Here is a 23,855-nt window from a genome sequence, read left to right on the forward strand (position 1 = left end):
GACGCAAAATACCATCGCCGGGCAGACATGCGTCGCGCCCTTACGGAGCCTCCAGCGGAGCAGGGCGCGACCGACACGGTTCTGCCGAAGCGAGGTCTCCCGTGAAACACACCGGCCGTCGTCTGACCCTCCTGTCCGCCGCCGTCGCGCTGTCGCTGGCACCCGTCCCGCTGTCCGCTACTTCGTCCGCCGCCTCGACCGCGCCGGGCCGTCCCGCGGCGGCCGAGCCCTTCTGCTACGGGGAGCCCTCGACCCCGGACGCCGACGTCAGCGACCTCAAGGGCCGTTTCGGGCCGTCGAACTGGATGCCGGTCCTCCAGGAGATGTACCGGCGGCGCTGGCCGAGCGGGGAGAAACTCGCCGTCGCGCAGGCGGGCGACAAGTACTGGAGCCAGTTCGTGAACACGAAGAGCTTCGAGTCTTTCGCGGAGTCGATGATGGTGGCGATCCACGAGGAGACCCATATGTGGGATCTGGATCCGTCCCGGACGCAGTGGGACGTGCGAATAGCGTCCTGGATCAACGCCTCGCAGCAGACGACGGCCGTCCCGCTGCACGGCGGCTTCCCCCGCAAGGAGATCCTGCCGCTGATCACCGACAAGCTCAGCGACAGCATGGACGGCATCTACCTGCGGGACTCCCAGCAGGGCGAGTACAAACTGCAGGGCGTCCTCGCGGAACTGAACGCCGGGCTGATGGGGCTGCCCGCCGTCACCGTCGTGCAGGAGTACATCAAGGGCGTCGGGGCCAGCAACGCCCGGGACATCGCCGCGACCAACCTCCGCTACCTGCTGCTCTACCTGCGCGTCGCCAAGGACAAGCACCCCGACTACTGGGCCAAGATCAAGAACGAGCCGAAACTGCGCGAACTCGTCCTGATCCAGTTCCTGCGCACCGCGTACTGGCTGGACAGGTCCGCGCCCTACACCGGCAAACTCGGCAGCCCCGACGCCGACAAGATCACCGCGACGAACTACTCCCCGGCGAACCTCGCCATCGTCGAGGAGTTCACCGGCGCGACCGTACGCCGCGACACCGATAAACACTGCACCACTTGACACCCATCGCCCCGCCTCGGACGGGGATAGTGGGAATGTGGGCGAAGCAGGGAGAGAGAACTGGCCGATCGGGACGTTCATGGCGGGGCTGAAGGCGTCGCTCCAGGCCGAACTGCTCGCGATCGCGCCGGAGCAGCGCGTGCGCGCCGGGCAGCGGCTGATGGCGCAGGGCGCGTCCACCGACCAGGTGCTCGTGCTGCGGGCGCGGGGCAGCCGCTCCCCGGCGTGCGTGAAGGTGGTCGGCGGCCTGGACAACGGCGCGGAGGTCCTCTTCGGCATCAGGGTCAGCGGTGACCTGGTCGGGGAGCTGGCGGCGATCCGCGACACCGACCGGTCCGCGACCGTGATCGCGTGCACGGACGGCGCCGTCCACCGGCTGCCGAAGGAGCGGTTCCTGGGCTTCCTCCACCGCAATCCGGAAGCGTGGCGGCTCCTCGCGACGATGCTCGGCGACCGGCTCGACTGGGCCAACCAGCGGCGGCTGGACTTCGCGGGGTACCCCGTCGACCAGCGGCTCGCGCGGGTCCTCGTCCAGCTCGCCGAACGGCACGGCTACCCGGACGAGGACGGCGTCAACCTCGGGATCGAGCTCACCCAGGAGGAGCTCGGCAAGCTGGTCGGCGCCGCGCGGGAGTCGGCGGTCAAGGCCGTCAAGCAACTGCGCGCCGCCGGGCTGATCAGGACGGGCTACCGCCGCGTCGTCGTGTCCGACCTCCGGGGACTGCGGGAGTTCGCCATGGTCAGCCGCTGACCGACACCCAGAGGACCTTGGCGAGGGCCAGCACCACCGACGCCGCCGTCCAGGGGATCGCCCGGACGACGTGGTGGTGCTTCAGCGCGGCCGCCCCGGCGAGGGTGCGGGCCATCGCCCACGCCTCGTCCCGCTGGGCGGCGGCGTCGGCGGGCAGCCGCTCGGTGATCCCGAGGATGCCGAACGCGCTGACCGTGGGCTCGCCGCCCAGGCGCGGCCGGATCGCCTGGGTGAGGTGGACGCCCGCGCCGACGAACACCGCCAGGTAGCCGAGGGCGAAGAGCGCGGACGTGTCGCCCGCGGCGCTCAGCACCGCCGCCGCCGAACTCGCGAGCACCGCGTACAGGACGGAGACCTTCGCGTCGGCGTGCTGCAGGTAGTTCTGGAAGGTTCCCATGGCGTTCAGGGCGACCATCGCGTCGTGTTCGGCGTCATGAGCGATGGAATCGGAATCCACATTCTCTCCTCACGGCGGACTTCGCGTACGTTCAGCGAACCAGCCCGGAGGCTCCGAGATCAGGTACTAATCCGCAATGCCGGAGTGATGTAGCCGACCTGCCCGAAACGAGTATTTGTACAGCGTCTACCGCTTCGGGGCGTGCGACGATCCCGATTCCCGACTCCAACTCGCCAAGGGGGGCACGGTGGTAGGGGAATTCGAACGGCGTCCGATGATCTCGGTCGACGCCACGGGGTACGGAAGCGGTGACGACCAGCGGCAGTCGGCCATCCAGACGGGGCTCCTCGACGTCCTCGACCGCGCCGCGGACTCGACCGGACTCGACCGGGGCGGCTGGGAGCGGCAGCGCGCCGGGGACGGCGAGTTCTCGGTCCTGCTCCCGCAGACCGCCGAGGGGCGCCTGGTCGGGGACTTCCCGCGCCACCTCGCGGCCTTCCTGAGCCGGCGCAACGGGGACGCGCCGTGGGAGCACCGCCTGCGGCTCAGGCTCGCCATCCACTACGGGACGGCCATCGCCGACGTGAACGGGCGCAGCGGCCGGGGCCCCGTCGAGGTCGCCCGGCTCTGCGACAGCCCCCAACTGCGCGCCGCCCTCACCGAGTCCAGGGCCGACCTGGCCGTCATGCTCTCCGACCGGATCTTCACCGACATCGTCCGCAACGGCCACGCCCTCTCGGTCGCCCCCGAGGACTTCCGCGAGGTGCGGGTCGAGGTGAAGGAGTTCCGCGAGCGGGCCTGGCTCTGGATCCCGCGCGGCCGCGACGTCCACTCCCTCTCGCTCACCCTCCCGGCGGCCGCCGAGCCCGCGCCGAAGACCGAGCCCGCGCCGAAGCCCGACCCCGCGCCGGACGCCGAGGCCACGTCGCGGGAAGGGCCGGCGCGGAAGCGGCCCGCCGGGGTGCACAACGAGTTCCACGAGCGGGTGGACGCGAGAGGCGCCAATTTCGGTTTCCGGAGTTGATCCCATGGCAGCGGATCCCCCCGTCGACGGCGTCCGCACCGACGACGACGGCCAGCCGTTCCAGCGCGTCGACAAGCCGGCCGAGAAGGAGGGGCCCGAGGAGGCCCCGCCCGCCCCCGAGCTCCCGCCGGTCAACCAGCTGATCAACATCTTCAACAACGACGTGGAGGCGTCGGGGGCGAACTTCGGGTTCGGCGAGGGGGCGAGCCGGGCCAGCCGCCAGGCGGTGAGCGGGCCCATGCCCCGCGACCGGGTGGACGCGCTGACCCGCCACTTCGTGGCGCCCGAGCCGTTCGAGGCCGCCGACGAGGCGCTGCGCAAGCACTCCGTCGTCACCCTCACCGGGCCGGACGGCGTCGGCAAGGTCACCGGCGCCGTCAACCTGCTCGTCGAGGTGCTCGGCCCGGAGGCGCCGATCGTCAAGCTGTCCCCGACCAGGAGCCTGCGGGAACTGGCCGCCCGCGCGTTCGACGAGCGCACCGGCTACCTGCTGCCGGGCTGGTTCGGCGTGTCCGACCAGGAGGCCGAGCACCACTGGGAACGGGTCCAGGGGGAGCTGTGCGAGAAGGGCTCCTTCCTGGTGGTGACCTCCTCGGAGGAGAACCGGCGCACGGCCGTGACCGCCCGGATCGAGTGGTGCCCGCCCGGGGACCTGGCGGCGGTCGTCCGCGCCCACGCGGGCGACGGACCGTCCGGCCCGTCCGACGCGGACATCGCGAAGCTCGTCGAGGCGCTGCCCGAGGCGGTGACGATGGCGTCGCTGGTCGAGATCACCGAACTGCTCGTCCGGGGGCTGCCGCCGGAGGAGGCGATCTCCTCCGTCCTGCGGCGGGCGGCGCAGGAGCGGGTGCGCGAGTGGTTCGAGGGGAAGCCGACCCGGGACGAGGTGCTCGACGTCACCGTCCTCGCGTTCCTGCCCGGCCTGTCGGAGCGGCTGTTCGGGGAGTGCCGGGAGCTGCTGAAGGCGGAGCTGGCGATGACGGTGCCGGTGCCGGTGCCGGCGGAGCCCGCCGCCGCCGATCCCGCGGAGCGTCCGCCGGGGGCCGCGGCGGGGGAGGCGTTCCCGCAGGCCAGGGGCAGGCAGTTGGAGAACCCGCTGATCGGGATCCGGCAGGTGAGCGTCGACGGGCGGCCCCGGCGGGTGATCGAGCTGCGGGAGGAGGAGGCGCGGCGCTTCGTCTTCGCCGAGATGACCGGACGGTTCGACGAGCACTTCTGGGACGCGGTCCGCGCCTGGCTCGAACGCATCCTGATCGAGCCGGAGTTCGCCCTGCGCATCGCGGCGGGCCTCGCCCGGCTGGCCGCGTCGAGCTTCGACGAGGTCGAGGGCTCCTACCTCGTCCCGTGGTCGGTCGCGATGGGACGCGGGGAACCGGCCCGCTCGCACGCCAGGCAGCGGCGGCTGACGACCGTCCACGTGCTGTGGTTCATGTGCTTCGACGAGGACCTCGCGCCCGTCGCGCTCCGGGTCGCCGAGGGATGGACCGGGCGGGGCAGCACGTACGGGCAGCGGTACAACGCGATCATCGCGTTCTCGGGCGTCCTCGGCCGGCTCTTCCCGCTGGAGGCGGTGAAGAACCTCTGGCGGCTGGCGGGCAACCGGGGCGCCGTGCTCGGGCCGCTCGCGGTCGAGGCGTTCGGCGGGCTGTTCCTGTCCCAGGAGGACGCGGCCGGGCGCGTCCACGTCGTCCAGTTCCTGGAGAACAAGATCAGGAAGCTGCGCGGCGTGCCCGGCAAGATCGAGATGTACGGGGCGGCGCTGCGCGCGATGCTCGCCGTCTACCGGACCGACGACCCGCAGGGCCGCCCGCTCGCGGCGCGGCTGCTGTGCGAGCGGCCGGACCTCGCGGACGCCTTCGGCTACACCTGGTCGGTCCTCCTCGTGAACCGGCCGGTCCGGCACGCGGCGCTCGCCGCGCTGCACGCCAACCTCGACGCCCTGCGGCACCACAGCGAGGAGCCGGAGCGGATCGCCCAGCGGCTCGGCGACGTCCTCGGCGGCCTCCTCACCGAGGAGCAGCAGGACGAGCTCGCCAAGGACTTCACGGCGCTCGCGGAGAGCCCCGCCAACCGGCGCGACGGGACGAACCCGGTCACCGCCGCCCTCTTCGCGGCCATCGAACGAGCACGACGTCGTATGGGAGAACAAGCGTGACCTACCCGATCATCACCCAGAAGGTCCTGTCGCCGGTGCCGAGGTCCGGCCTCCTCGGGCTGCGCTCCCGGAGCCGCGACGCGGCGGAGATCCCGGTCCCGACGGCGGGCGAGGTGCTCGTGCTCCGCTCGGGCGGCAGGCACGTGCTCGACAGCGGGCGGCTGGGCCTGGACGACGAGATCGTCGTGGAGGCGACGCACGTGAGCGTCGTCGACATGACGGAGAACAAGCAGCTGAGGGTCGAGCTCTCCATCCCGTCCGCCGAGGGCGGCCTCTTCGCCGTCGGCGTCGAGTTCACCTGCCGCGTCCACGACCCGGTCGCCGTGGTGGAGGCCGGGCTCGGCGACATCCGCGACTTCCTCGCCGCGTATCTGCGGGCCCACGACGACGTCTTCAAGGCGGGGGCCAAGTACCGGCTCGCCGACTTCCTCGCGGCCCGGACGGAGGTGCGCGCCGAACTCCAGGCCTACAACCACTACGTGCCCGTCCAGCTCTCCGGGATGACGGCGACGCTCGGCAACGTCGAGATCCCCGCGCCGCCGGAGGTGAAGGAGTACCTGGGCAAGGCCGTCAAGGACGATCTCGTCCACCAGGACCGGCTGGCGGGCCTCGCGAGGTCCGGGAGGTTCGACCGGGCCGAGGCCGAGGAGGAGGCCGAGACCAAGCTGCGCAAGCTCAAGCTGGAGGTGCTCGGCACCGAGCAGGAGATCCACAAGCTGCGCGGCGACCGGCTGAAGGCGGAGCAGCGGGAGCGGGACGAGGAGGACGCGCTGGCCGCCGCGCACCGCAGGCGCGACGCGGAGACGACCTTCAACCTCGGCCAGGCCGCGAAGGTGACCGCCGCGGTCGGCGACAACCCGCTGATGGCCCACGCCATCGCCGCCGAGCGGGGCGAGATCAGCGCCAAGGAGCTGGCCGAGCTGTACCAGCAGGAGGCCGACCGGCTCTACGCGCTGGAACGGCTGCGCGAGGACCGCGCCTACGACGACACGGTCAAGAACGCGCAGCTTTCCCGGGACACCAGGGTCCAGGGCATCATCATGCGGCTCGACGTCTTCAAGGAGATGGTGCGCAAGGGCCTCCTCGACGAGCGCGGCATCAAGGAGATCGACTCCATCCTCACCGAGCTCGTCGCCGGGAATGCCGTCGAGGTGCCGTCCACGCCGGAGCCCAGCCTGAAGGTCGAGGTGGCCGACCCCGTTCCGGACGAGCCCGCGCCCCCGCTGGAGTCCGCCGCGCCCGCGGCCGTCGACGCCGGGACCGCGGACGACGGGACCGGCGGCGCCGCGGCCGGCGGCGCCGCCACCGCCGACGACGACGAGCCGTACCGGGAGGAAGACCTCTGATGACGGCGGTCCAGGACCCCTTCACCGCGCCCCCCGAGGAGGCGGAGCCGCCCCGGGGGCCGGAGCGCGGTCCGAGCGGGCGGGGCCGGTGGCTCCGCTCCCTGGTCGGCGTGGACGAGAAGGTCCTCGGCAGGGCCCCGCTGGACCGCGGACGCTACACCGCGATGGCCTTCATCGTGCTGAACGCGGGCCTGCTCGCCGCCGCGTCCATGTTCGTGATGGTGCAGAAGTTCGCGGACGTGCCGCTCCCGGTGGCGCTGCTGTTCGCGCTGTTCTGGGGCTGGATCATCTTCTCGGTCGACCGCTGGCTGATCGCCAGCTCGCACGGGACGCAGGGCGGCCGCGGGGTGTTCCTCGCCCGGATCGTCCTCGCCGTCGTGCTGGGGTTCGTAGTGGCCGAGCCGCTGCTGATCAAGATCTTCGAGCCCGCGATCCACCGGCAGGTGGCCGAGGACCGGCGGGTCGAGCGGGCCGCCAGGCTCAGCGCCTTGACGGCCTGCAACCCCGTCCCGTACCGGCGGCTGCCCGCGAAGGACGCCGACTCGTGCCGGGACCGGCGGCTGCTCATCACCGTCAGCGCCAACCCGGTGGCGGCGGCGGACACGGTCGCCTCGCTCGACGCGCAGGCGGCGGCGCTGTCGAAGGCCATCGACAAGGACACGCAGGCGCTGCGGCGGCTGGAGAGGCTGGGGCACGCCGAATGCGGCGGCGAGCGCGTCGGGGACGAGACGACCGGTCGCCGCGGCGAGGGCCCGAACTGCCGCCAGATCCGCCGGGAGCGGGAGGCGTTCCTCGGCACGTCCAAGCTCCCGGAGCGGCGGGCGCAGCTCGCCGACCTCCAGGGCAAGGCCAAGGCCGCCGTCGAGGACCAGGGCAGGGTGAACGCCGCCTACGCGTCCGAGGTCATGCGGGAGATCGACAAGCAGCTGCCCCGTCCCGAGGGCAGGATCGGGATCCTGGAGGAGGACGACGCGCTCTTCACGCTCCAGCGCCGGAGCCCGATGGTGTTCCTGTTCGCCGTCCTGGTCCGGCTCGCGCTGATCATCCTGGACTGCATGCCGGTGCTGACCAAGCGCCTCGCCGGGCTCAGCACCTACGACCGCCAGGTGGCCGACCACGTCGTGGCCGACATGGAGAAGCACGAGATCTTCCTCAAGTACGAGAAGACGCTGAGCGTCCAGTCGCGGCTCGACGCCCTCCGCGTGATGGAGGAGCAGGAGCGCGACCGCCGCCTGCACAGGGAGCGCACCGAGGCCGAGGCGCGCGACAGCGAGGGCGAGCAGGTGAAGCAGCAGATCCGGGACATGGCGGCCCGGCTGAAGGGCAGTCCCGGCCCCGCGTCCGAATGACGGGCGGGGTTTTCGGCGAACCCGTGATCCCGTTTCGGCGTCGGTCTTGACGACCGATCGGCGAACACGAGATCACGGGGAGTGCTCCCATGAGCGATGCCGGGCGCCCGGCCGAGGCGACCGTCCTGTTCGAGAAGGGGCTCGCCGCCCTGCGCGAGGACGACCGCGCGGAGGCGGAGCGGTGCTTCCGGGAGGCGTCCGAGAAGGGGCACGGGGGCGCGTCCCTGAACCTCGGGGTTCTGCTGGGCGAGCGCGGGGATGTGGACGAGGCCAAGCGGTGCTATCTGCGCGCCTGGGAACTGGAGGCCAACGACAAGGCGGCCTCCAACCTCGGGGCGATCTACGACGACGGCGGGAAGGGCGACCTGGTCGCCGCCGCCGAATGGTACGGCCGGGCGGCCGACCTCGGTAACGCCATCGCCGCGTACAACCTGGGGTTCGTCTGGCAGGACCGGGGCGAACCCGAGAAGCGCCTTGACGCGTGGCGGCGCGCCGCCGACCTCAAGCACCCCGACGCCGCGTACGCGCTCGCGGACGTCCATCTCTCCCGGCAGGACGTGGACGAGGGAGTCGCCTGGCTGCGCAGGGCGGTCCTCGACGTCGGAAACGAAAAGGCCGCGCGCAGGCTCGGCGACATCTACGCCAATGCGGGACGGCACCGCATGGCCCGGTTCTGGAGCGCCTTCCCGGACGGCCCGACGTTCTACAGCCCGGAATTCCAGGCGTTCGCGAGCGAGATATCCGCCGCCGGAATCCAGCAGCAGGACGTCTTCAACGACGCGTTCGCGCAGAACCGCGTCGAATGGGATCCGGAGGCGGCGACCGTCACCTTGGACGGCCGCACCCTGGGGGGACTCACCGTCCTCGGCAGCTTCTCCAACCTTTCCCAGACCTGGCTGTGGGCCTGGGACAATCCGAGTTGGGATCAGGACCTGCCCGCCTTGGCGGCCCTGCGCACCATTCGCGGATTCGGTGAACGGAACCAGATCCCCGAACTGATCAAGGGGCATCTCGACTTCTCCCGGTTCAACCGTCCGGCCGACGGCGCCGCCACGATGGCCCTTTCCGCCGCCGCGCTGATCGGCGCGAAGGGGGTCAGCCTCGTCACCGTGAACGGCGGCAAGGGGCGTCTCGTTCTGGCCGTCGACGATCCGGGCGTGCCCACCGCGGCGTTCGACCCGCTGTCGGCGCCCCGGCTCCTCACGCACGCCGCCGAGGTCTGGCCGGACGAGCAGCACCGCGTGGTCCGCGGCTTCATGGAGCACCACGGGTTCGAGGTCTCCGAGTCGCCCGCCGTCATCGTCGTCGAGTCGGCGGACGGGCACCGCGTCACCGTCCGCTGCCCGTTCGCGAACGCCAAGGAGCATCCGGAGGTCGCCGCCGTCCTCGGCCGCGACGGCGCCAGGATCGTCGCGAACACGCCCGCCCGCATCCAGGGGGAGCGGCGGGACGGCGCGAACCCGTACCGCCTGACCGTGCTCTTCGACCTCGACGACCGCGTCACCGCGATCAGCGCCGACCGGTGAGCGGCACGGCCGAAAACCGGACGCCGCGCATTGTTCGATCGCTAAAACGATCAAACGTATAAGCGGCGACAGCGCCCCGGCGAAGGGCATAATAGACCGGGAACGCCAAAGCATCGCCCGCTAGGATTCTCGCGACCGGCCGATCCCCTTCGAGGAGCCGACGATGCCTCCTGCCGACAGTTCCTCCGGCGACCCCACCGCTGATATTCCTCCCCAACTGCCCCAGTATGCGCAAGAACGGTTTAGGACCGACATTCCGTCCCCGGCGCGGACGTGGAACTACTGGATGGGCGGCAAGGACAACTACGCGGCCGACCGGATAGTCGGCGACTCCACCGCCGCGATCAATCCCGAGGTCATCACGCTGGCCAGGGAGTCGCGCCCGTTCCTGATCCGCGTCGTGACCTACCTGGCCGCCGAGGAGAGGATCCGCAACTTCCTCGACATCGGCGCCGGGCTGCCCACCGAGTCCAACACCCACGAGATCGCCCAGCGCGTCGCGCCCGACGCCCGCGTCGTCTACGCCGACAACGACCCCATGGTCCTCGTGCACGCGCGCGCGCTGATGCGCGGGACCACCCCCGAGGGCGTCACCGACTATCTCGACGCCGACTACCACGAACCCCGGCAGATCCTCGAACAGGCCGCCAACGTCCTCAACTTCAGCCAGCCGATCGCGGTGATGTTCATGGGCGTGCTCGGATTCTGCCAGGAATACGAGACGGCCAAAAAGATCGTCGCCGACACCATGGCGGGCGTCCCCTCGGGCAGCCTCCTCGCACTGTGGGACTGCACCGACACTTCCGAGGCCGCCAAGCGGAGCACCCAGCAATACGCCGATTCCGGGACCGTGCCCTACGTCCTGCGCAGCGTCGAACAACTCGACGGCTTCTTCGACGGCCTGGAAAAGGTCGACCCGGGCCTGGTCTCCATCACCCAATGGCGCCCGGACAACCCCGAAGCCGGCCTCCCCGCACACGTCAACGGCTACGGCGCCGTCGCCCGGAAGCCCTGACCACCCCGCCCTGAGCGCCGCCCCACCACCGGGGGCGGCGCTTGCATGTGCCCGAGCGGGCGTGGTGACCGCCCACGAATTCCCGGCGCCGCGATGAGTCCGGCGGCGCCGGGAAGTCCATCTCTCGACAGGAAGACCAACGCACCGGGAGTGGACATGGGACAGGTACAGATCGAGATGTTCGCGACGCTCGACCTCGTCGGGCAGGCGCCCGGCGGGCCCGACGAGGACCCGATCGGGTTCCCGTTCGGCGGCTGGCAGGCGCCCCTGATCGACGAGGTCTCGGGCGCGCAGATCGGCGCCGCCTACGAGGGCACCGACGCCCTCCTGCTCGGACGGCGGACGTACGACATCTTCGCCGCGTACTGGCCGCACCAGGAGGGCGGCCCGGCCAACGAGATCGCGACGCTGTTCAACAGCATCCCCAAGTACGTGGCGTCGCGCGGCAATCCGGACCTGTCGTGGGCCGGGTCCCACCAGCTCGGCTCGGACCTGCCCGCCGCCGTCCGCGAGATCCGCGACCGGCACGAGCAGGTGAAGGTCGTCGGCAGCCTGAACCTCGTGCAGACCCTCCTCCACGAGAAGCTCTTCGACGTCCTCGACCTCTGGGTGCACCCCATCGTGCTCGGCGTCGGGAAGAAGGTGTTCGACGGGGGCGAGGTGCCGACCAGCCTCACGCTCGTCCAGCCGCCGGAGGCCAGCCCGAACGGCGTCGTGCACCTGCGCTACGGGCTCGCCGAGGGCACCCCCCAGACGGGCGACATGGCCGTCGAGAGCTGACGCGTCCGCTCAGGTGCGCGGACCGGCGCTCAGGCGTGCGGCACGGCGTTGAGGCGGGCGGCCTGGCGGGTCAGGTGGTCGCGCTCGGGGACGTTGGGCGCCGCCCGGGCGGCCTCGGCGTAGAGCCGGGCCGCCGTCGCCCGGTCGCCGTCGCGTTCGTGCAGGTACGCCGCGGCGGCGGTGTAGCGGGGGAGAGCGGGGTCCAGCTCCGCCAGCGCGGCGAGGCCCGCGCGCGGGCCGTCGGCCTCGCCGACCGCGACGGCCCGGTTGAGGCGGGCCACCGGGTTGTCGGTGAGGCGCAGCAGCTCGTCGTACCACTCGACGATCTGCACCCAGTCCGTCTCCTCGGCCGTCCGGGCGTCGGCGTGGAGCGCGGCGACGGCGGCCTGGGCCTGGAACTCGCCCAGCCGGTCGCGGGCCAGGGCCGCCTGGAGGATGCCGACGCCCTCGGCGATCATGCGGGTGTCCCACCGGCCGCGGTCCTGCTCGGCGAGCGGGACGAGCCTGCCGTCCGGCCCGGTGCGCGCCGGGCGCCGGGCGTGGTGCAGCAGCATGAGCGCGAGCAGGCCCGCGACCTCCTCGTGGTCGATCCGGGCCGCCAGCTGGCGGGTGAGCCGGATCGCCTCGGCGGCGAGGTCGACGTCCCCGGAGTAGCCCTCGTTGAAGATCAGGTAGAGCACCCGCAGGACGGTCGCGATGTCCCCGGGACGGTTGAGCCGGACGCCGGAGATCGACCGCTTCGCCCGGCTGATCCGCTGGGCCATGGTCGCCTCGGGGACGAGGTAGGCCTGCGCGATCTGCCGCGTGGTCAGCCCGCCGACCGCGCGCAGCGTCAGCGCGACCGCCGAGGACGGGGTCAGCGACGGGTGCGCGCAGAGGAAGTAGAGCTGGAGCGTGTCGTCCACGGCGTCGCTCGGGCCGGGCGGCGGCTCGGCGTCGGCGCGCTCCTCGCGCCGCCGCCGCGCGGCGTCGGCGCGGGCGGCGTCCAGGAACTTGCGCCAGGCCACCGTGATCAGCCAGCCCTGGGGGTCGTGCGGCGGGTCGTCCGGCCACACGCGCACCGCCTCGACCAGGGCTTCCTGCACGGCGTCCTCGGCCGCCGCGAAGTCCGCTCCGCGCCGGCCGAGGACACCGATCACGGTCGGGGTCAGAGCCCGCAGCCGTGCTTCGTCCACGTTCGCTACTCCGCGGTCGTCGGGTGCGCGCCGAGGAACGGGCGCACTTCGAGCCACTCGTGGATCGGCTTGCCGCCCGCGCCGGGAGCCGCGGACAGCTCACCGGCCAGCTCCACCGCCCGCTCCTGGGAGTCCACGTCGATGATCATCCACCCGGCGATCAGGTCCTTGGTCTCCGGGAACGGGCCGTCGGTGAGCGGCGGGCGCCCCTCGCCGTCGTAGCGGACGAACATGCCGTCCGGGGAGAGCGCCTGGCCGTCGACGAACTCGCCGGTGGCTTCGAGCCGGGCCGCGAAGTCGTTCATGTACTGGACGTGGGCCGAGATCTCCTCCGGCGTCCACTGCTCCATCGGCACGTCGTTGACCGCCGCCGGGGCGCCCCGGTAGTGCTTGAGCAGCAGGTACTTGGCCATCAGATCCTCCTCTGTGCGGACGGCCCGTCGGGGCCGTGTTCGCTGCTGGGACGGAGCCGGGCACCGGTTCTCGACATCCCACCACGATTTTTTCCGGGGGATTTTCGGAGCTCCTCAGCTCACCTTATCCAGGACGTCCGGCGGACATCGCCCGCGCGGACGGTGGCCACCGGCCTGAGCCTGCGCCGGGCGACCCGCCGGTCGCCGACCGCGTCGCCGTAGCCGAAGCGGCCCTCGTCGAAGGCCAGCACCGCGAGGTCGGCCTCCGCGCCGGGGCGCAGCGCGCCGACGCGGCCGGCCAGCCCGAGCGCGGCGGCCGGGGACGCGGTGGCCGCCCTGATCACGTCGGGCAGCGGCAGGCCGAGGGCCAGCCACTTGTTCATGACCGTGAGGAGGCCGGGGGCCAGGTCGGGGAACGAGCGGCGGCTGAGGTCGCTGCTGATCGTGTCCGGCGGGAAGCCCTGGGCGAGCAGGGCCTCCGCCACGGCGAAGCCGAAATGGCTCATCCCGTGGCCGCAGTCGAAGAGGACGCCGCGTTCCCGCGCCTCCCTCGCGGCGGGCAGGAGGACCCCGTCCCCGTCCAGGAGGCCGTTCGGCAGCGGTGTCTGGTAGTGCGTCACCGTGTCGCCGGACGACAGCAGCGGGAGGAGCTCCGTCATGCTCTCGACCGTCCCGCCGATATGGACGTGCAGCGGCTTGCCCGTCTCGGCCGAGACGCGCCGCCCGAGCTCCAGCATCGGGCGGCACGGCCCGCCGGTGATCCGCGCGGAGAGGCGCAGCTTGATCCCGACGATGACGTCCGGGTGGTCGCGGATGAGGCGGGCGACGCCGTCCGGGTCCACCAGACCGGGACGAAGCTCGCCCACCAGCCCGGTCAGCCCGACGCGGGAGAGGTTGAGGTGGCACAGCACGCGCGTGCGGGAGCCGCCGACGATCCAGCGGCGGAACCCGGCGAACGCGTCGGTTCCGGCGCTGCCGCCGTCCGCGACGGTGGTGACGCCGCCGTCCGCGCACACGTCGTCCGGCCAGGCGCCGATCGACGTCGCGCCCCAGTAGACGTGCGCGTGGACGTCGACCAGGCCGGGGCACACGAGCGCGTCCGAGGCGTCGAGCACGGTCGCCGCGCGCGCCGGGTCGAGGCCGGGCGCGACGGCGACGACCGTCCCGTCCCGGACGCCGACGTCGTGGCGTCCGTCCAGGCCGTCGCCCGGCGCGAGCACCCGCCCGCCCCTGACCAGCAGGTCGTACTCGGCCGTCATCGCGACGACTCGAAGAACCGCTCCGTGCCCGCCCGCAGCAGCCCGAACAGGATCTTGTTCTGCGCGACGCCGAGCAGCATCAGCACGACCAGCACCGAGAACTCGGCGGCCACGTTGATCGACTCGCTGTAGCTGAGCAGGAGTTGGCCGAGGCCGCCCGCCGAGGGCGCGACGAACTCGCCGACGATCGCGCCGATCAGCGCGAACGCCATGCTGATCTCCAGCCCGGACACGATGCCCGGCACCGCCGACGGCAGCGAGATCCGCAGCAACCGCTGGCGGCGGCTCGCGTCGAACGCCGCCGCCATCTCCAGCCGCGTCCGCGGCACCGCCGCCAGCGCGGCCAGCGTCGCGACGACCGCCGGGAAGAACGCGAGCATGGCCGCGAAGCTGAACTTCATCGTCAGCCCGAACCCGAGCCACAGCGCGCACACCGGCGCGAGGGCGATCTTGGGAAGCGACTGGAACGCGACGACGTACGGGTAGAGGACGAACCGCACGATCCGCGACTCCGCCATCAGCAGCCCGAGCGCCACGCCCGATCCCGCGCCCAGCGCGAACCCGATCAGCGTCGCCTTCCACGTCTCCCAGGTGCTCTGCCCGACCTGCTCCAGGAAGATGTCCGAGCGCATCACCGCGGCCACGTCGGTCGGCTTCGGGATCACCACTCCGCTGATCTCGAACCGGGAGATCACTAGCTGGATCAGCAGCACCCCGGCCAGCCCGACCGCCACCGGGGGCAGCAGGAGGAACGCCGCCCGCGCCGGGAGCCCGGCGCGCCACGTCCCGCGCGGGACGGCGGGCTCCCGCCGCTTGACGCGCTCTCCCGCGCCGCGAGGGGTCGCTCTATTCATCGGGCATGCGCTCCATCACGAGATGCCGGGCGAGGCGCACCAGCGACGCGAGCGCCAGCCCGACGGCGACCAGGATCAGCAGGACGGCGAACTCCTCGGCCAGCCGGAAGTCGCGCTGGTACACCTGGAGGATCACGCCGACCCCGGCGTTCGCGCTGATCAGCTCACCGGCGATGGCGGCGAGGAAGGACAGCACCACCGAGATCTCCAGCCCGGAGAAGATCGGCGCCACCAGCCCCGGGAACACGACCTTCATCCGGATCTGGGCCCTGGACGCGCCGAACGCCGTCGCCATCTCGATCCGGTTCCGGTCGGTCTCGGCGACCCCCGCCATCGTGCTGACGAGGATCGGGAACAGGGTCGCCGCCCCCACCAGCCCGATCTTGGACGCCATCCCGAACCCGAACCAGATCACGAAGATCGGGGCCAGCGCGATCGGCGGCAGCGCCTGGAGCGCCACCGCGTACGGGTAGACGCCCTGCCGCAGGATCTTCGACTCGCCGAGCAGCACGCCGAGCACCACTCCGGCCACGAGCCCGATCAGCAGCCCGAGGAACGCCTCCCCGAGCGTGACCCGCAGCGCCTTCAGGTATTCGCCCCACTCGCCGGACGGCCCGAGCGCCTTCAGCGTCGCGTCCAGCCTCGGCACCGAGGAGCCGTCGCCCTGCACGCCGGACGGGACGAGCTGCCACGCCGCGAGGAGGACGGCGGTGACCAGGACCAGCCCGCCCCAGCGCGCCGCCGTCCCGGCCCTCGCGCGGGCGGGCGGGACGGTCATCCGCCGACCCCCACGTCCGCGGCGAACAACCGGTCCCGGACCCGCCCGCACACCTCGGCGAACTCGGGCGTCGCCATCAGCTCCTTCGTCCGCTCCCGGGGGAACGGCGGGGTGACGACCTCCACCACCGTCCCCGGCCGCGCGGAGAGGATCACGACGCGGGTGGACAGCAGCACCGCCTCCTCGATCCCGTGCGTGATGAGGACGGCGGTCTTGCCCGTCTCCCGCCAGACCCGGTTCAGGTCGATGTTCATCTGCTCCCTGGTCAGCGCGTCCAGGGCACCGAACGGCTCGTCGAGCAGCAGCAGCCGGGGGTCGTCGGCGAGCGCCCGGCAGATCGCCACCCGCTGCCGCATCCCGCCGGACAGCTCCTTCGGCCGCCGCGACTCGAACCCGGCGAGCCCGGCCCGCTCCAGCAGCCCGGACACCCGCTCCCGGGCCGCCTCCGTGACCCTGCCGTGCAGTTCGACCGGGAACAGGCAGTTGGACATCACGTCCCGCCAGGGGAGCAGCGTCGCGTCCTGGAGCGCGATGCCGATGTCGCGGCGCGGCCCGGTGACCGGCTCGCCCCAGACCCGCACGGTCCCGGCGGTCGGCCGCAGCAGGCCCGCGATCGCCTTCAGGACGGTGCTCTTGCCGCAGCCGCTCGGGCCGACGACGCTCACGAACTCCCCGGGCCGGACGGTCAGGTCCACGTTCGCGACGGCCTCGACGTCCCGCACGGCCCGGCGTCCGCGGCCCCGCCCGGCGAACACGTGCCGCAGCCCGGCGAGTTCGACCGCGTGCTCCGTCGTCGTCATGTCATCCCTCGAACTTGTAGTTCTTCGCCGAGTTCTTGATCTGCTGACCGTCGAAGTCGTTGAACGCCTGGACGAACTCGTTGGTCACGAACTGCTCGGGCTTGAACGGCCGCGGCGTCAGCTTCGTCGCGACGGAGAAGTCGCTCCACGCCTTCACCCCCGACTCGGGGAACGAGCCCCAGTTCCGGTGGCCGTCCGGGTCGCCGCTGGTGAGGTGCGTGGTGCGCAGCGCGAGGATCCGCTTGTTGTCCTTCATCTTCTTGCCGTCCGGGACGCCCGGGACGTTCGTCTTCGGATAGACCGCGTACATCATCTTGATCGCCGCCTCCGGATTGGCGGTGGCGAAGACGTCGGCCTTCGCCATCGCCCGCCCGAACCCCTCGATCACCTTCGGGTTGGCCTTCATGAACGACTGCTTCGCGGAGAACCCGGTCGAGAAGAGCTGCTGGGAGAGCGCCGAACTGAAATAGCGGAGTTTCGCGCCGAGGTTCTCCATCGCCGCGTACTGCGAGTCGAACAGCATCAGGGCGTCCACCTGCCTGCTCGTCAGCGCGTGGTAGGCGCCCGCCTCCAGCCCGACCGACACGAACTGGACGTCGGTGTCCGGGTTCAGCCCCTGCTCCCGCAGGAGGGCCTTGGCCAGCGGGATCGTCCCGCTGCCCAGGCTCTGCGCGCCGATCTTCTTGCCCCTGAAGTCGGCCCAGTTCTGGATCGGGCTGCTGGACTGGACGGCGAAGCTCGCCACCTGCGACCGCGCCCAGTTGAAGAACATCCGCTGGTCCGACCTGTTGTTCACCGCGTCGGGAATGAGCGACTGCGGCACCGGCGCGGCCATGTCCATCTGCCCGGCGGCGACCGCCTGGATCGCCTGGGTCGAGCCGGGCGTGAACGTGGTCTCGACCTTGAGGCCCTCGTCCTTGAAATAGCCGAGATAGCGGGCCACCGGGATGGCGGCGAAGCTGGCGTTCATCGCCTTGATGGCCAGGGCGACCTTCACCGTCCGCAGGTTCTTGCCATTCTCCTTCGAATTGCCGTCGCCGCCGCCGCACCCGGCCGCCGCCATCAGGACGCACACCAGTAGTACGCGGAATGCCAGAGAGACCGGTCTACGAGGTCCCATCTCCGTTTCCTTCCCAGTTCATTCCGGGTGTCAGGTCATCCGGCGCTGTCGGGGACGAGGAGAATGCGGCCGGTCGCCGAGCCGCTTTCGAGGATCTCGTGGGCTCTCGGCGCCTCCGACATCGGCAGCGTCCGCGTCACCACCGGGGTCACGAGGCCCCTTTCCATCAGCGTCAGGACGTCCTCCAACTGCCGCCGGGTGGTGCTCGCCGCCGACCTGATCGAGATGTCGCGGTTGCGCCAGCCCACGAGGTTCGCCTCCACCGGCGGCGGCGACTTCTGCACCTCGCCCACCAGCACGAGGCGCCCGTGCAGGGCGAGGGTCTTGACGCTCGACAGGAAGGACGTGGCGCCCACGTTCTCCAGGACGATGTCGCAGCCCCGGCCGTCCGTGACGTCCAGGACGTCCTTGCTGTAGTCGGCGCCGCGCTCGACGAGGACGATCTCGTCCGCGCCCGCCGCCCGGACCGCCTCGACCTTGCCGGGCGACGTCGTCTGCGCGACCACCCGCGCGCCGGACGCCTTCGCGAGCTGGATCGCGTGCAGCCCGACCCCGCCGCCCGCCCCCGTGACCAGCACCGTCTCGCCCAGCTCCAGGTGCGCGACGTCGCGCAGCGCGTTGAGCTGCGTGCCGATGGCGCAGGACGCGACCGCGACGTCCGGCGCCGTGAGGCCCGGCGGCACCTTCACGAGGCTCCCGTCCGACACCGCGACCAGCTCGGCGTAGCCGCCGTTCAGCCCGATGTCGCCGAGGAACACCTTGCGCGGGCACCGGGTCTCCCGGCCCGACCGGCACTCACGGCACTTGCCGCAGACGCGCTGCCGCTGGTTGGAGACCACCCGGTCGCCGACCGCGAAGTCCACGACGGCGGCGCCGACCTCGACCACCTCGCCGACGACCTCGTGTCCGGGGATGATCGGGAATCCGGTGCCCTGGATCCGGTCGCCCCGCCTGACGAGCACCTCGTGCATGCACGCCCCGCACGCCTCCACCTTGACGACGCACTCGTCGGGGGCGGGGGACGGGGGCTCGGCGTCCGTCCACTCCATGACGCTCGGCGGACCGGTCCTCTCGGCGACGACGGCCTTCATCTAGGCTCCGTTCTCTCGGTGGTCCCATTCGGCGTCGACGAAGCGGCCGCCGTCCGCCGGGAAGTTCCCGGCCCAGTCGCGCACCGCGAACAGCGACTCGCCCGCGCGCACCCGCGGCGTCAGCGTCGTCGCCTCCCGCAGGTCGCGGGCGGCGGCGGCGTCCGCGACCCGCGCGGCGTCCTCCAGCGGGACGACCGCCACGCCATCCCCGTCCGCCACGATCAGATCGCCCGGCCGGACGTACGCGCCGCAGCAGACGACGGGGACGTTGCCCCACCCGGCGCGGGTCTTGCCGGTCGCCGCCGGGGTCACGCCCAGCGCCCACAGCGGGAACCCGACCCGCTCGATGTCCGCGATGTCGCGCGCGTGGCCCTCGATCACCGCGCCCGCCAGCCCGCGCGCGGCGGCCGACTCGCTGACGTTCGCGCCCCACACGGCCGAGTCCACCGGCCCGTGCTGCGACGTCCACACGAGGACGTCGCCCGGCCCCGCCACTTCGAGCATCGCGTGCAGGGTCAGGTTGCTGCCGGACAGGTCGAGCGCCGTGACGGCCCGTCCGACCGCGCGCGTGCCGGGCGCCAGCGGCCGGACGCCGCGCAGCAGGTTCCGCTGCCCCATCGCCTCGTGGACGGACGCCGCCGCCAGCCCGTCGTAGGCGCGCAGCACCTCCTCCGGCGGGCGCGGCGCCCGGGTGAAGACCGTCCCGCGCGGCGGCAGCCTGCTCATCGCGTCGTCCCTCGCCGCGGTCATGGCGCCCCACCGAAGTCGGCCAGTTCCGCCGGATTGGCGACGAGGACGCGGTGCCGCGCCTTCTCGTCCGGGACGATCCGCTCGATCAGGTCGACGAGCACGCCGTCGTCGGGCATCTCGCGGACGTTCGGATGCGGGAAGTCGGTGCCCCACAGGCAGCGCTCGGGCGCCTGCGCGGCGAGCAGCCGGGCCAGCTCCACCGCGTCGGCGTAGGGCGGGCCCTGCCTGGACAGCCGGTCGACCGCGCTGAGCTTCACCCACACGCCGGTGTCGAGCAGGCGGCGGAGGGCGCGCACCTGCTCGCCGTCCAGGCCCGTCGCGAGATCGACCCGCGCCATGTGGTCGATCACCGTGGGCAGCCCGGTGGAGCGGAGCGTGTCGAACATCTCGACCACCGCGTCGCCGCCGATGTGGAACGCCACGTGCCAGCCGTAGGGGCGGACGAGGTCGAGGATCGCCCGCAGCTCGGCGGGCGTCGGCGCGGCCCCGAGCCGCGGCATGAACTGCACCCGCACCCCGCGCACACCCGCCCGGTGCAGTTCGGCGACCTCGCCGGGCGCCGTCCGCGGAGTCAGCAGGGCCACGCCCCGGTACCGGTCGGGAAAGGCGCGCAGCGCGTCGAGCAGGGCCGAGTGGTCGGTGCCGTGCGCGGCGGACTGGACGACGATGGCACGCTCCAAACCCAGCAGGTCGTGCCGTCGCCGCAGATCCTCCTTGGAGACGTCGGGCGGGTCGTAGGCGCGGTCGTCCGGAAAGGGGAAGACGTGGCCGGGGCCGAAGATGTGGCAGTGCGCGTCGCAACTGCGCGGCGGCAGCCGCAGGTCGGGCGCCTTCGGATGGGGGTCCGGCGGCGCGGCGACCCTCCGGGGGGAGACGGGTTCGGACGGGGGAGGCGGCATGTTCGGGACCTTCCTGAACGGACGCCCGTGGCGGGTGGGAGTAGTCTCGAACGCACTGTTGATGAAGTCAACAGTTGCATTTCGCGAGAGCCTGACGACCGACCGAAGATCGGTTCTCGCCACCGCGCAGCATGACCGCTCTCAACTGCCTAAATGCTCCCGCGAACCACTTCGCTGACGACTTCGATTACGCGGCGAGAGATACGCTGAAGCGCTCTGTTGTCGTTATCATCAGCGAAGTCGGAGTGAGTTTCCGCCGGGGCCGCCTAGGCTTCCGCGTCATGCGCTCCAGCGCGCTCGCGGCTCGTGCCGGTCCGATCGGCACGAGCCGCGGCGGCGCGTCAGGCGACGGCGGTGCCCTCAAGCTCGACCATCAGGTCGGGGATGGCGAGCCGCGTCACCCCGAGCATCGTGGTGGTCGGAGCGACCCCGGCCGCGCCCAGCCGCGCCGCCAGCACGCCGTAGTGCTCGAAGAGCCGGTCGACGTCCGTCGTGTAGACGGTGAGCCGGACGAGGTCGGCGAGCGACATGCCCGCCTCGCCGAGCACGGCCTCCAGGTTGTCGAGGCTGAGCGCCAACTGCGCCGCCATGTCACCGGGGTGCTCGGGCTTGCCGTCGCCGCTCATCGCGGTCTGCCCGGAGCAGTACAGCGTCCGGGTCTGACCGGAGACGATCTCGCCCTGGTTGTACCCCATCTCCACCGACCACGCCCACGGGTTGACCGCCGTACGCTCCATGGCCACACCATCCCCATTCGCTCCGTATCGTCCAGGTGCGGACGCCGGTCGGCCGGGTGGCCGTGGCGTCCGCTGACCAACCCTCCCGAAGAATCACGACACCCTCTGTCGTGTATTTCGTAGAGTCTTCGCATGCGCGCCGACCGGTTGGTTTCCCTGGTGCTGCTGCTGCGCCGGCACGGTCGGCTGTCCGCAGCCACGCTCGCGCGCGAGCTGGAGGTGTCCACCCGGACCGTGCTGCGCGACATCGAGGCGCTGTCGGCGGCGGGCGTCCCGGTCTACGCCGAGCGCGGACGGCACGGCGGTTTCGCGTTGCTCCCCGGCTTCCGGACGGAGCTGACCGGGCTGAACCACGACGAGGCGCTCGCCCTGCTGATCGCCGGATCGCGGCGCGGCGCGCAGGCGTTCGGGCTCGGCTCGGCGCTCGCCTCCGCCATGCTCAAGGTCGTCGACGCCCTCCCCGAAGCCCACCGGGACACCGCCGCCGACGCCGCCCGGCGCCTCCTCGTCGACCCGGACACCGACCTCCTGTCCCGCCGCGCGACCACCGAGGAGGTCCCGGACGCCGTCGTGGCGGAAGTCCGGCGCGCGGTGCTCGGCGGGCACAGACTGCGCATCCGCTACGCGGCCTTCGGCCGGCCCCCGGAATGGCGGACGGTCGACCCGATCGGCCTGGTCACGGTGCGCGGCCAGGGCTACCTCCTGGCCACGAGATCCGGCGCGGACCGCACCTACCGGCTGTCCCGGATATCCGCCGCCGAGGAACTGGACGAACCCGCGCAACGCCCGGACCAGGTGGACCTGGGCAGGGCCTGGCAGGAACGCGGCACCCGCTTCCGCACCGGCGGCGACCAGGTGGCCGTCCTCCTGCGCGTGGACCCGGCACGCCGGCAAGAGCTGGTGGACACGGCACTCGCCGTCCACGCCGAGGAGACCGACCCCGACGGCTGGCTACGCCTGGAAGTGACGTTCCAGGACGCGAGGCACGCCGAATGGGCCCTGTGGCAACTGGCCACGAACGCCGAAGCCCTGACCCCGGAGTGGCTGCGCACCACCCTCCACACCCGTGCCAAGGCACTGACCACCCGCTACGAGTGACGTCCGCGCGGGCGGGCGGTCAGGAGCGGGCGCCTGCCTTTTCGCGGGCGGGGGTCAGGTGCTTGAGGGCCTGGAGGATGTCGGTCACTCGTTCCTTCGCGTCGCCGAAGAGCATCTGGGTGTTGTCGCGGAAGAACAGCGGGTTCTGGACGCCCGCGTACCCGGTGGCCATCGAGCGTTTGAACACGACGACCTGCCGGGCGTTCCAGACCTCAAGGACGGGCATCCCGGCGATGGGGCTCGTCGGGTCCTCTTCGGCGGCGGGGTTGACGATGTCGTTGGCGCCGATCACGAGGACGACGTCGGCGGTGCCGAAGTCGTCGTTGATCTCGTCCATTTCCAGGACGAGGTCGTAGGGCACCTTGGCCTCGGCCAGCAGGACGTTCATGTGCCCGGGGAGGCGTCCGGCGACCGGGTGGATGCCGAACCTCACCTGGACGCCGTGGTCGCGCAGCCGGGCGGTCAGGTCCGCGACCGGGCCCTGCGCCTGGGCGACGGCCATCCCGTAGCCGGGCGTGATGATCACCGAGGAGGCTCCGGCGAGCGCCTCCGCGGTCTCCGCGGCGGTGATCTCCCGGTGCCGGCCCTGCTCGCCGCCGGACGCGGCGGGCGCTTCGAGGCCGAAGCCGCCCGCGATGACCGACAGGAACGACCGGTTCATCGCCTTGCACATGATGGCCGACAGGTAGGCGCCCGAGGAGCCCACCAGCGCGCCGACGATGATCAGCAGGTCGTTGCCGAGCAGGAACCCGGACGCGGCCGCCGCCCAGCCGGAGTAGCTGTTCAGCATGGAGACCACGACCGGCATGTCGCCGCCGCCGATGGAGGCGACCAGGTGCCAGCCGAGCAGCAGCGCCACCGCGGTGACCGCGATCAGCGCCCACGACTGGGGCTCGACGACGAAGACGACCGTGAGCGCGGCGAACACGACGAGCGCCCCGACGTTCAGCAGGTTCTTGCCCGGCAGCATCAGCGGCGCGGACTTCATCTTGCCCGACAGCTTGCCGAAGGCGACGACGGAGCCGGTGAGGGTGACGGCGCCGATGAAGACGCCGATGAAGACCTCGGCGCTGTGGATGCCGAGCATGTCCTCGCGGGCGAGCTTCGTCGCCTCCGTCCCGCCGGGGTGGCGCTCGACGTGCAGGTAGCCGCTCCAGCCGACGAGGACGGCGGCCAGCCCGACGAAGCTGTGCAGCAGCGCGATGAGCTCGGGCATCGCGGTCATCTCCACCGCCCGCGCCCGGTTCAGGCCGATCAGCGCGCCGACCGCGATCGCGGCCACGAGCAGCGCGAAAGCGGGGACGTCGATGCCGTCGTCGATGGTGAGGGCGATGGTGGCGACGAGCGCCACGGCCATGCCGAGCATGCCGTAGGTGTTGCCCAGGCGGGCGGATTCGTGCCGGGAGAGCCCGGCGAGCGCGCGGATGAAGAACAGCGCCGCGACGATGTACGCGGCGGTGGCCGCGGTTGCGATCGTCAT

23 protein-coding genes are annotated in these 23,855 nt (G+C 72.0%); 10 read left to right on the plus strand and 13 right to left on the minus strand.

Annotation, left to right across the window (positions count from 1 at the left end; translation table 11 throughout):
• Positions 1-101 precede the first annotated feature (101 nt).
• Positions 102-1,058 (plus strand): hypothetical protein, encoded by a 957-nt coding sequence (locus tag ACH01S_RS30455; protein ID WP_218010451.1) that lies wholly within the window; start codon positions 102-104, stop codon positions 1,056-1,058.
• Between the two features lie 37 nt (positions 1,059-1,095).
• Positions 1,096-1,809, plus strand: coding sequence for a Crp/Fnr family transcriptional regulator (locus ACH01S_RS30460; RefSeq protein WP_218010452.1), 714 nt, complete (start codon positions 1,096-1,098; stop codon positions 1,807-1,809).
• Here the strand turns inward: ACH01S_RS30460 and ACH01S_RS30465 are convergent.
• Positions 1,799-2,266, minus strand: coding sequence for a Pycsar system effector family protein (locus tag ACH01S_RS30465; protein ID WP_067899363.1), 468 nt, complete (start codon positions 2,264-2,266; stop codon positions 1,799-1,801). The genes ACH01S_RS30460 and ACH01S_RS30465 overlap by 11 nt on opposite strands.
• Before the next feature lie 214 nt (positions 2,267-2,480).
• On the opposite strand from ACH01S_RS30465, the gene ACH01S_RS44920 reads away from it, so the two are divergent.
• The 7 genes from ACH01S_RS44920 to ACH01S_RS30500 all read left to right on the plus strand — a co-directional run bounded on the left by ACH01S_RS44920 (position 2,481) and on the right by ACH01S_RS30500 (position 11,401).
• Positions 2,481-3,230 (plus strand): hypothetical protein, encoded by a 750-nt coding sequence (locus ACH01S_RS44920; RefSeq protein WP_067899368.1) that lies wholly within the window; start codon positions 2,481-2,483, stop codon positions 3,228-3,230.
• A 4-nt stretch (positions 3,231-3,234) separates the two neighbouring features.
• Positions 3,235-5,385 (plus strand): hypothetical protein, encoded by a 2,151-nt coding sequence (locus tag ACH01S_RS30475; protein WP_067899371.1) that lies wholly within the window; start codon positions 3,235-3,237, stop codon positions 5,383-5,385.
• Positions 5,382-6,731 (plus strand): hypothetical protein, encoded by a 1,350-nt coding sequence (locus ACH01S_RS43910; protein ID WP_067899373.1) that lies wholly within the window; start codon positions 5,382-5,384, stop codon positions 6,729-6,731. Before ACH01S_RS30475 ends, ACH01S_RS43910 begins: the two co-directional genes overlap by 4 nt.
• Positions 6,731-8,080, plus strand: a complete 1,350-nt coding sequence (locus ACH01S_RS30485; RefSeq protein ID WP_067899376.1) for a DUF4407 domain-containing protein — start codon at positions 6,731-6,733, stop codon at positions 8,078-8,080. The genes ACH01S_RS43910 and ACH01S_RS30485 overlap by 1 nt, the downstream gene beginning before the upstream one ends.
• 89 nt (positions 8,081-8,169) lie before the next feature.
• Positions 8,170-9,606, plus strand: coding sequence for a tetratricopeptide repeat protein (locus ACH01S_RS30490; RefSeq protein ID WP_067899379.1), 1,437 nt, complete (start codon positions 8,170-8,172; stop codon positions 9,604-9,606).
• A 163-nt stretch (positions 9,607-9,769) separates the two neighbouring features.
• Complete coding sequence (locus ACH01S_RS30495; protein ID WP_083981305.1) at positions 9,770-10,621, plus strand: SAM-dependent methyltransferase; 852 nt, start codon at positions 9,770-9,772, stop codon at positions 10,619-10,621.
• A 156-nt stretch (positions 10,622-10,777) separates the two neighbouring features.
• Positions 10,778-11,401, plus strand: coding sequence for a dihydrofolate reductase family protein (locus ACH01S_RS30500; RefSeq protein ID WP_067899383.1), 624 nt, complete (start codon positions 10,778-10,780; stop codon positions 11,399-11,401).
• 29 nt (positions 11,402-11,430) lie between these two features.
• Here ACH01S_RS30500 and ACH01S_RS30505 read toward each other — a convergent pair whose 3' ends face one another.
• The 11 genes from ACH01S_RS30505 to ACH01S_RS30555 all read right to left on the minus strand — a co-directional run bounded on the left by ACH01S_RS30505 (position 11,431) and on the right by ACH01S_RS30555 (position 21,277).
• Positions 11,431-12,576 carry an RNA polymerase sigma factor gene (locus tag ACH01S_RS30505; RefSeq protein ID WP_067899386.1) on the minus strand — a complete coding sequence of 382 codons (1,146 nt, stop codon included), beginning with the start codon at positions 12,574-12,576 and terminating at the stop codon, positions 11,431-11,433.
• A 5-nt stretch (positions 12,577-12,581) separates the two neighbouring features.
• Entirely contained in the window at positions 12,582-12,989 is a 408-nt protein-coding gene (locus tag ACH01S_RS30510) for a YciI family protein (protein ID WP_067899389.1), read from the minus strand.
• Between the two features lie 119 nt (positions 12,990-13,108).
• Entirely contained in the window at positions 13,109-14,248 is a 1,140-nt protein-coding gene (locus ACH01S_RS30515) for an amidohydrolase/deacetylase family metallohydrolase (protein WP_067899390.1), read from the minus strand.
• The gene (locus tag ACH01S_RS30520; protein WP_067899396.1) at positions 14,245-15,102 is read right to left on the minus strand and encodes an ABC transporter permease; all 858 of its coding nucleotides are present in this window, start codon (positions 15,100-15,102) and stop codon (positions 14,245-14,247) included. The genes ACH01S_RS30515 and ACH01S_RS30520 overlap by 4 nt, the downstream gene beginning before the upstream one ends.
• Positions 15,095-15,880 carry an ABC transporter permease gene (locus ACH01S_RS30525; protein ID WP_067899399.1) on the minus strand — a complete coding sequence of 262 codons (786 nt, stop codon included), beginning with the start codon at positions 15,878-15,880 and terminating at the stop codon, positions 15,095-15,097. Before ACH01S_RS30525 ends, ACH01S_RS30520 begins: the two co-directional genes overlap by 8 nt.
• Positions 15,877-16,680, minus strand: a complete 804-nt coding sequence (locus ACH01S_RS30530) for an ABC transporter ATP-binding protein (protein ID WP_067899402.1) — start codon at positions 16,678-16,680, stop codon at positions 15,877-15,879. Before ACH01S_RS30530 ends, ACH01S_RS30525 begins: the two co-directional genes overlap by 4 nt.
• A 1-nt stretch (position 16,681) precedes the next feature.
• Positions 16,682-17,800 (minus strand): ABC transporter substrate-binding protein, encoded by a 1,119-nt coding sequence (locus tag ACH01S_RS30535; protein WP_083981306.1) that lies wholly within the window; start codon positions 17,798-17,800, stop codon positions 16,682-16,684.
• A gap of 35 nt (positions 17,801-17,835) precedes the next feature.
• Positions 17,836-18,891, minus strand: coding sequence for an alcohol dehydrogenase catalytic domain-containing protein (locus tag ACH01S_RS30540; RefSeq protein WP_067899408.1), 1,056 nt, complete (start codon positions 18,889-18,891; stop codon positions 17,836-17,838).
• Positions 18,892-19,641 (minus strand): RraA family protein, encoded by a 750-nt coding sequence (locus ACH01S_RS30545; protein WP_067899411.1) that lies wholly within the window; start codon positions 19,639-19,641, stop codon positions 18,892-18,894.
• Positions 19,638-20,540, minus strand: coding sequence for an amidohydrolase family protein (locus tag ACH01S_RS30550; protein ID WP_067899413.1), 903 nt, complete (start codon positions 20,538-20,540; stop codon positions 19,638-19,640). The genes ACH01S_RS30545 and ACH01S_RS30550 overlap by 4 nt, the downstream gene beginning before the upstream one ends.
• Positions 20,541-20,881: 341 nt before the next feature.
• The gene (locus ACH01S_RS30555) at positions 20,882-21,277 is read right to left on the minus strand and encodes a RidA family protein (RefSeq protein WP_067899415.1); all 396 of its coding nucleotides are present in this window, start codon (positions 21,275-21,277) and stop codon (positions 20,882-20,884) included.
• Positions 21,278-21,409: 132 nt separating this feature from the next.
• Here ACH01S_RS30555 and ACH01S_RS30560 point away from each other — a divergent pair, with 132 nt between their 5' ends.
• Positions 21,410-22,375: a helix-turn-helix transcriptional regulator gene (locus ACH01S_RS30560; RefSeq protein WP_067899417.1), complete on the plus strand. Its 966-nt coding sequence runs from the start codon at positions 21,410-21,412 to the stop codon at positions 22,373-22,375.
• A 19-nt stretch (positions 22,376-22,394) separates the two neighbouring features.
• Here ACH01S_RS30560 and pntB read toward each other — a convergent pair whose 3' ends face one another.
• Positions 22,395-23,855 (minus strand): Re/Si-specific NAD(P)(+) transhydrogenase subunit beta, encoded by a 1,461-nt coding sequence (gene pntB / locus ACH01S_RS30565; protein WP_067899419.1) that lies wholly within the window; start codon positions 23,853-23,855, stop codon positions 22,395-22,397.

Source organism: Actinomadura chibensis NBRC 106107 (genome assembly GCF_001552135.1).
GTDB classification, from domain to species: Bacteria; Actinomycetota; Actinomycetes; order Streptosporangiales; family Streptosporangiaceae; genus Spirillospora; species Spirillospora chibensis.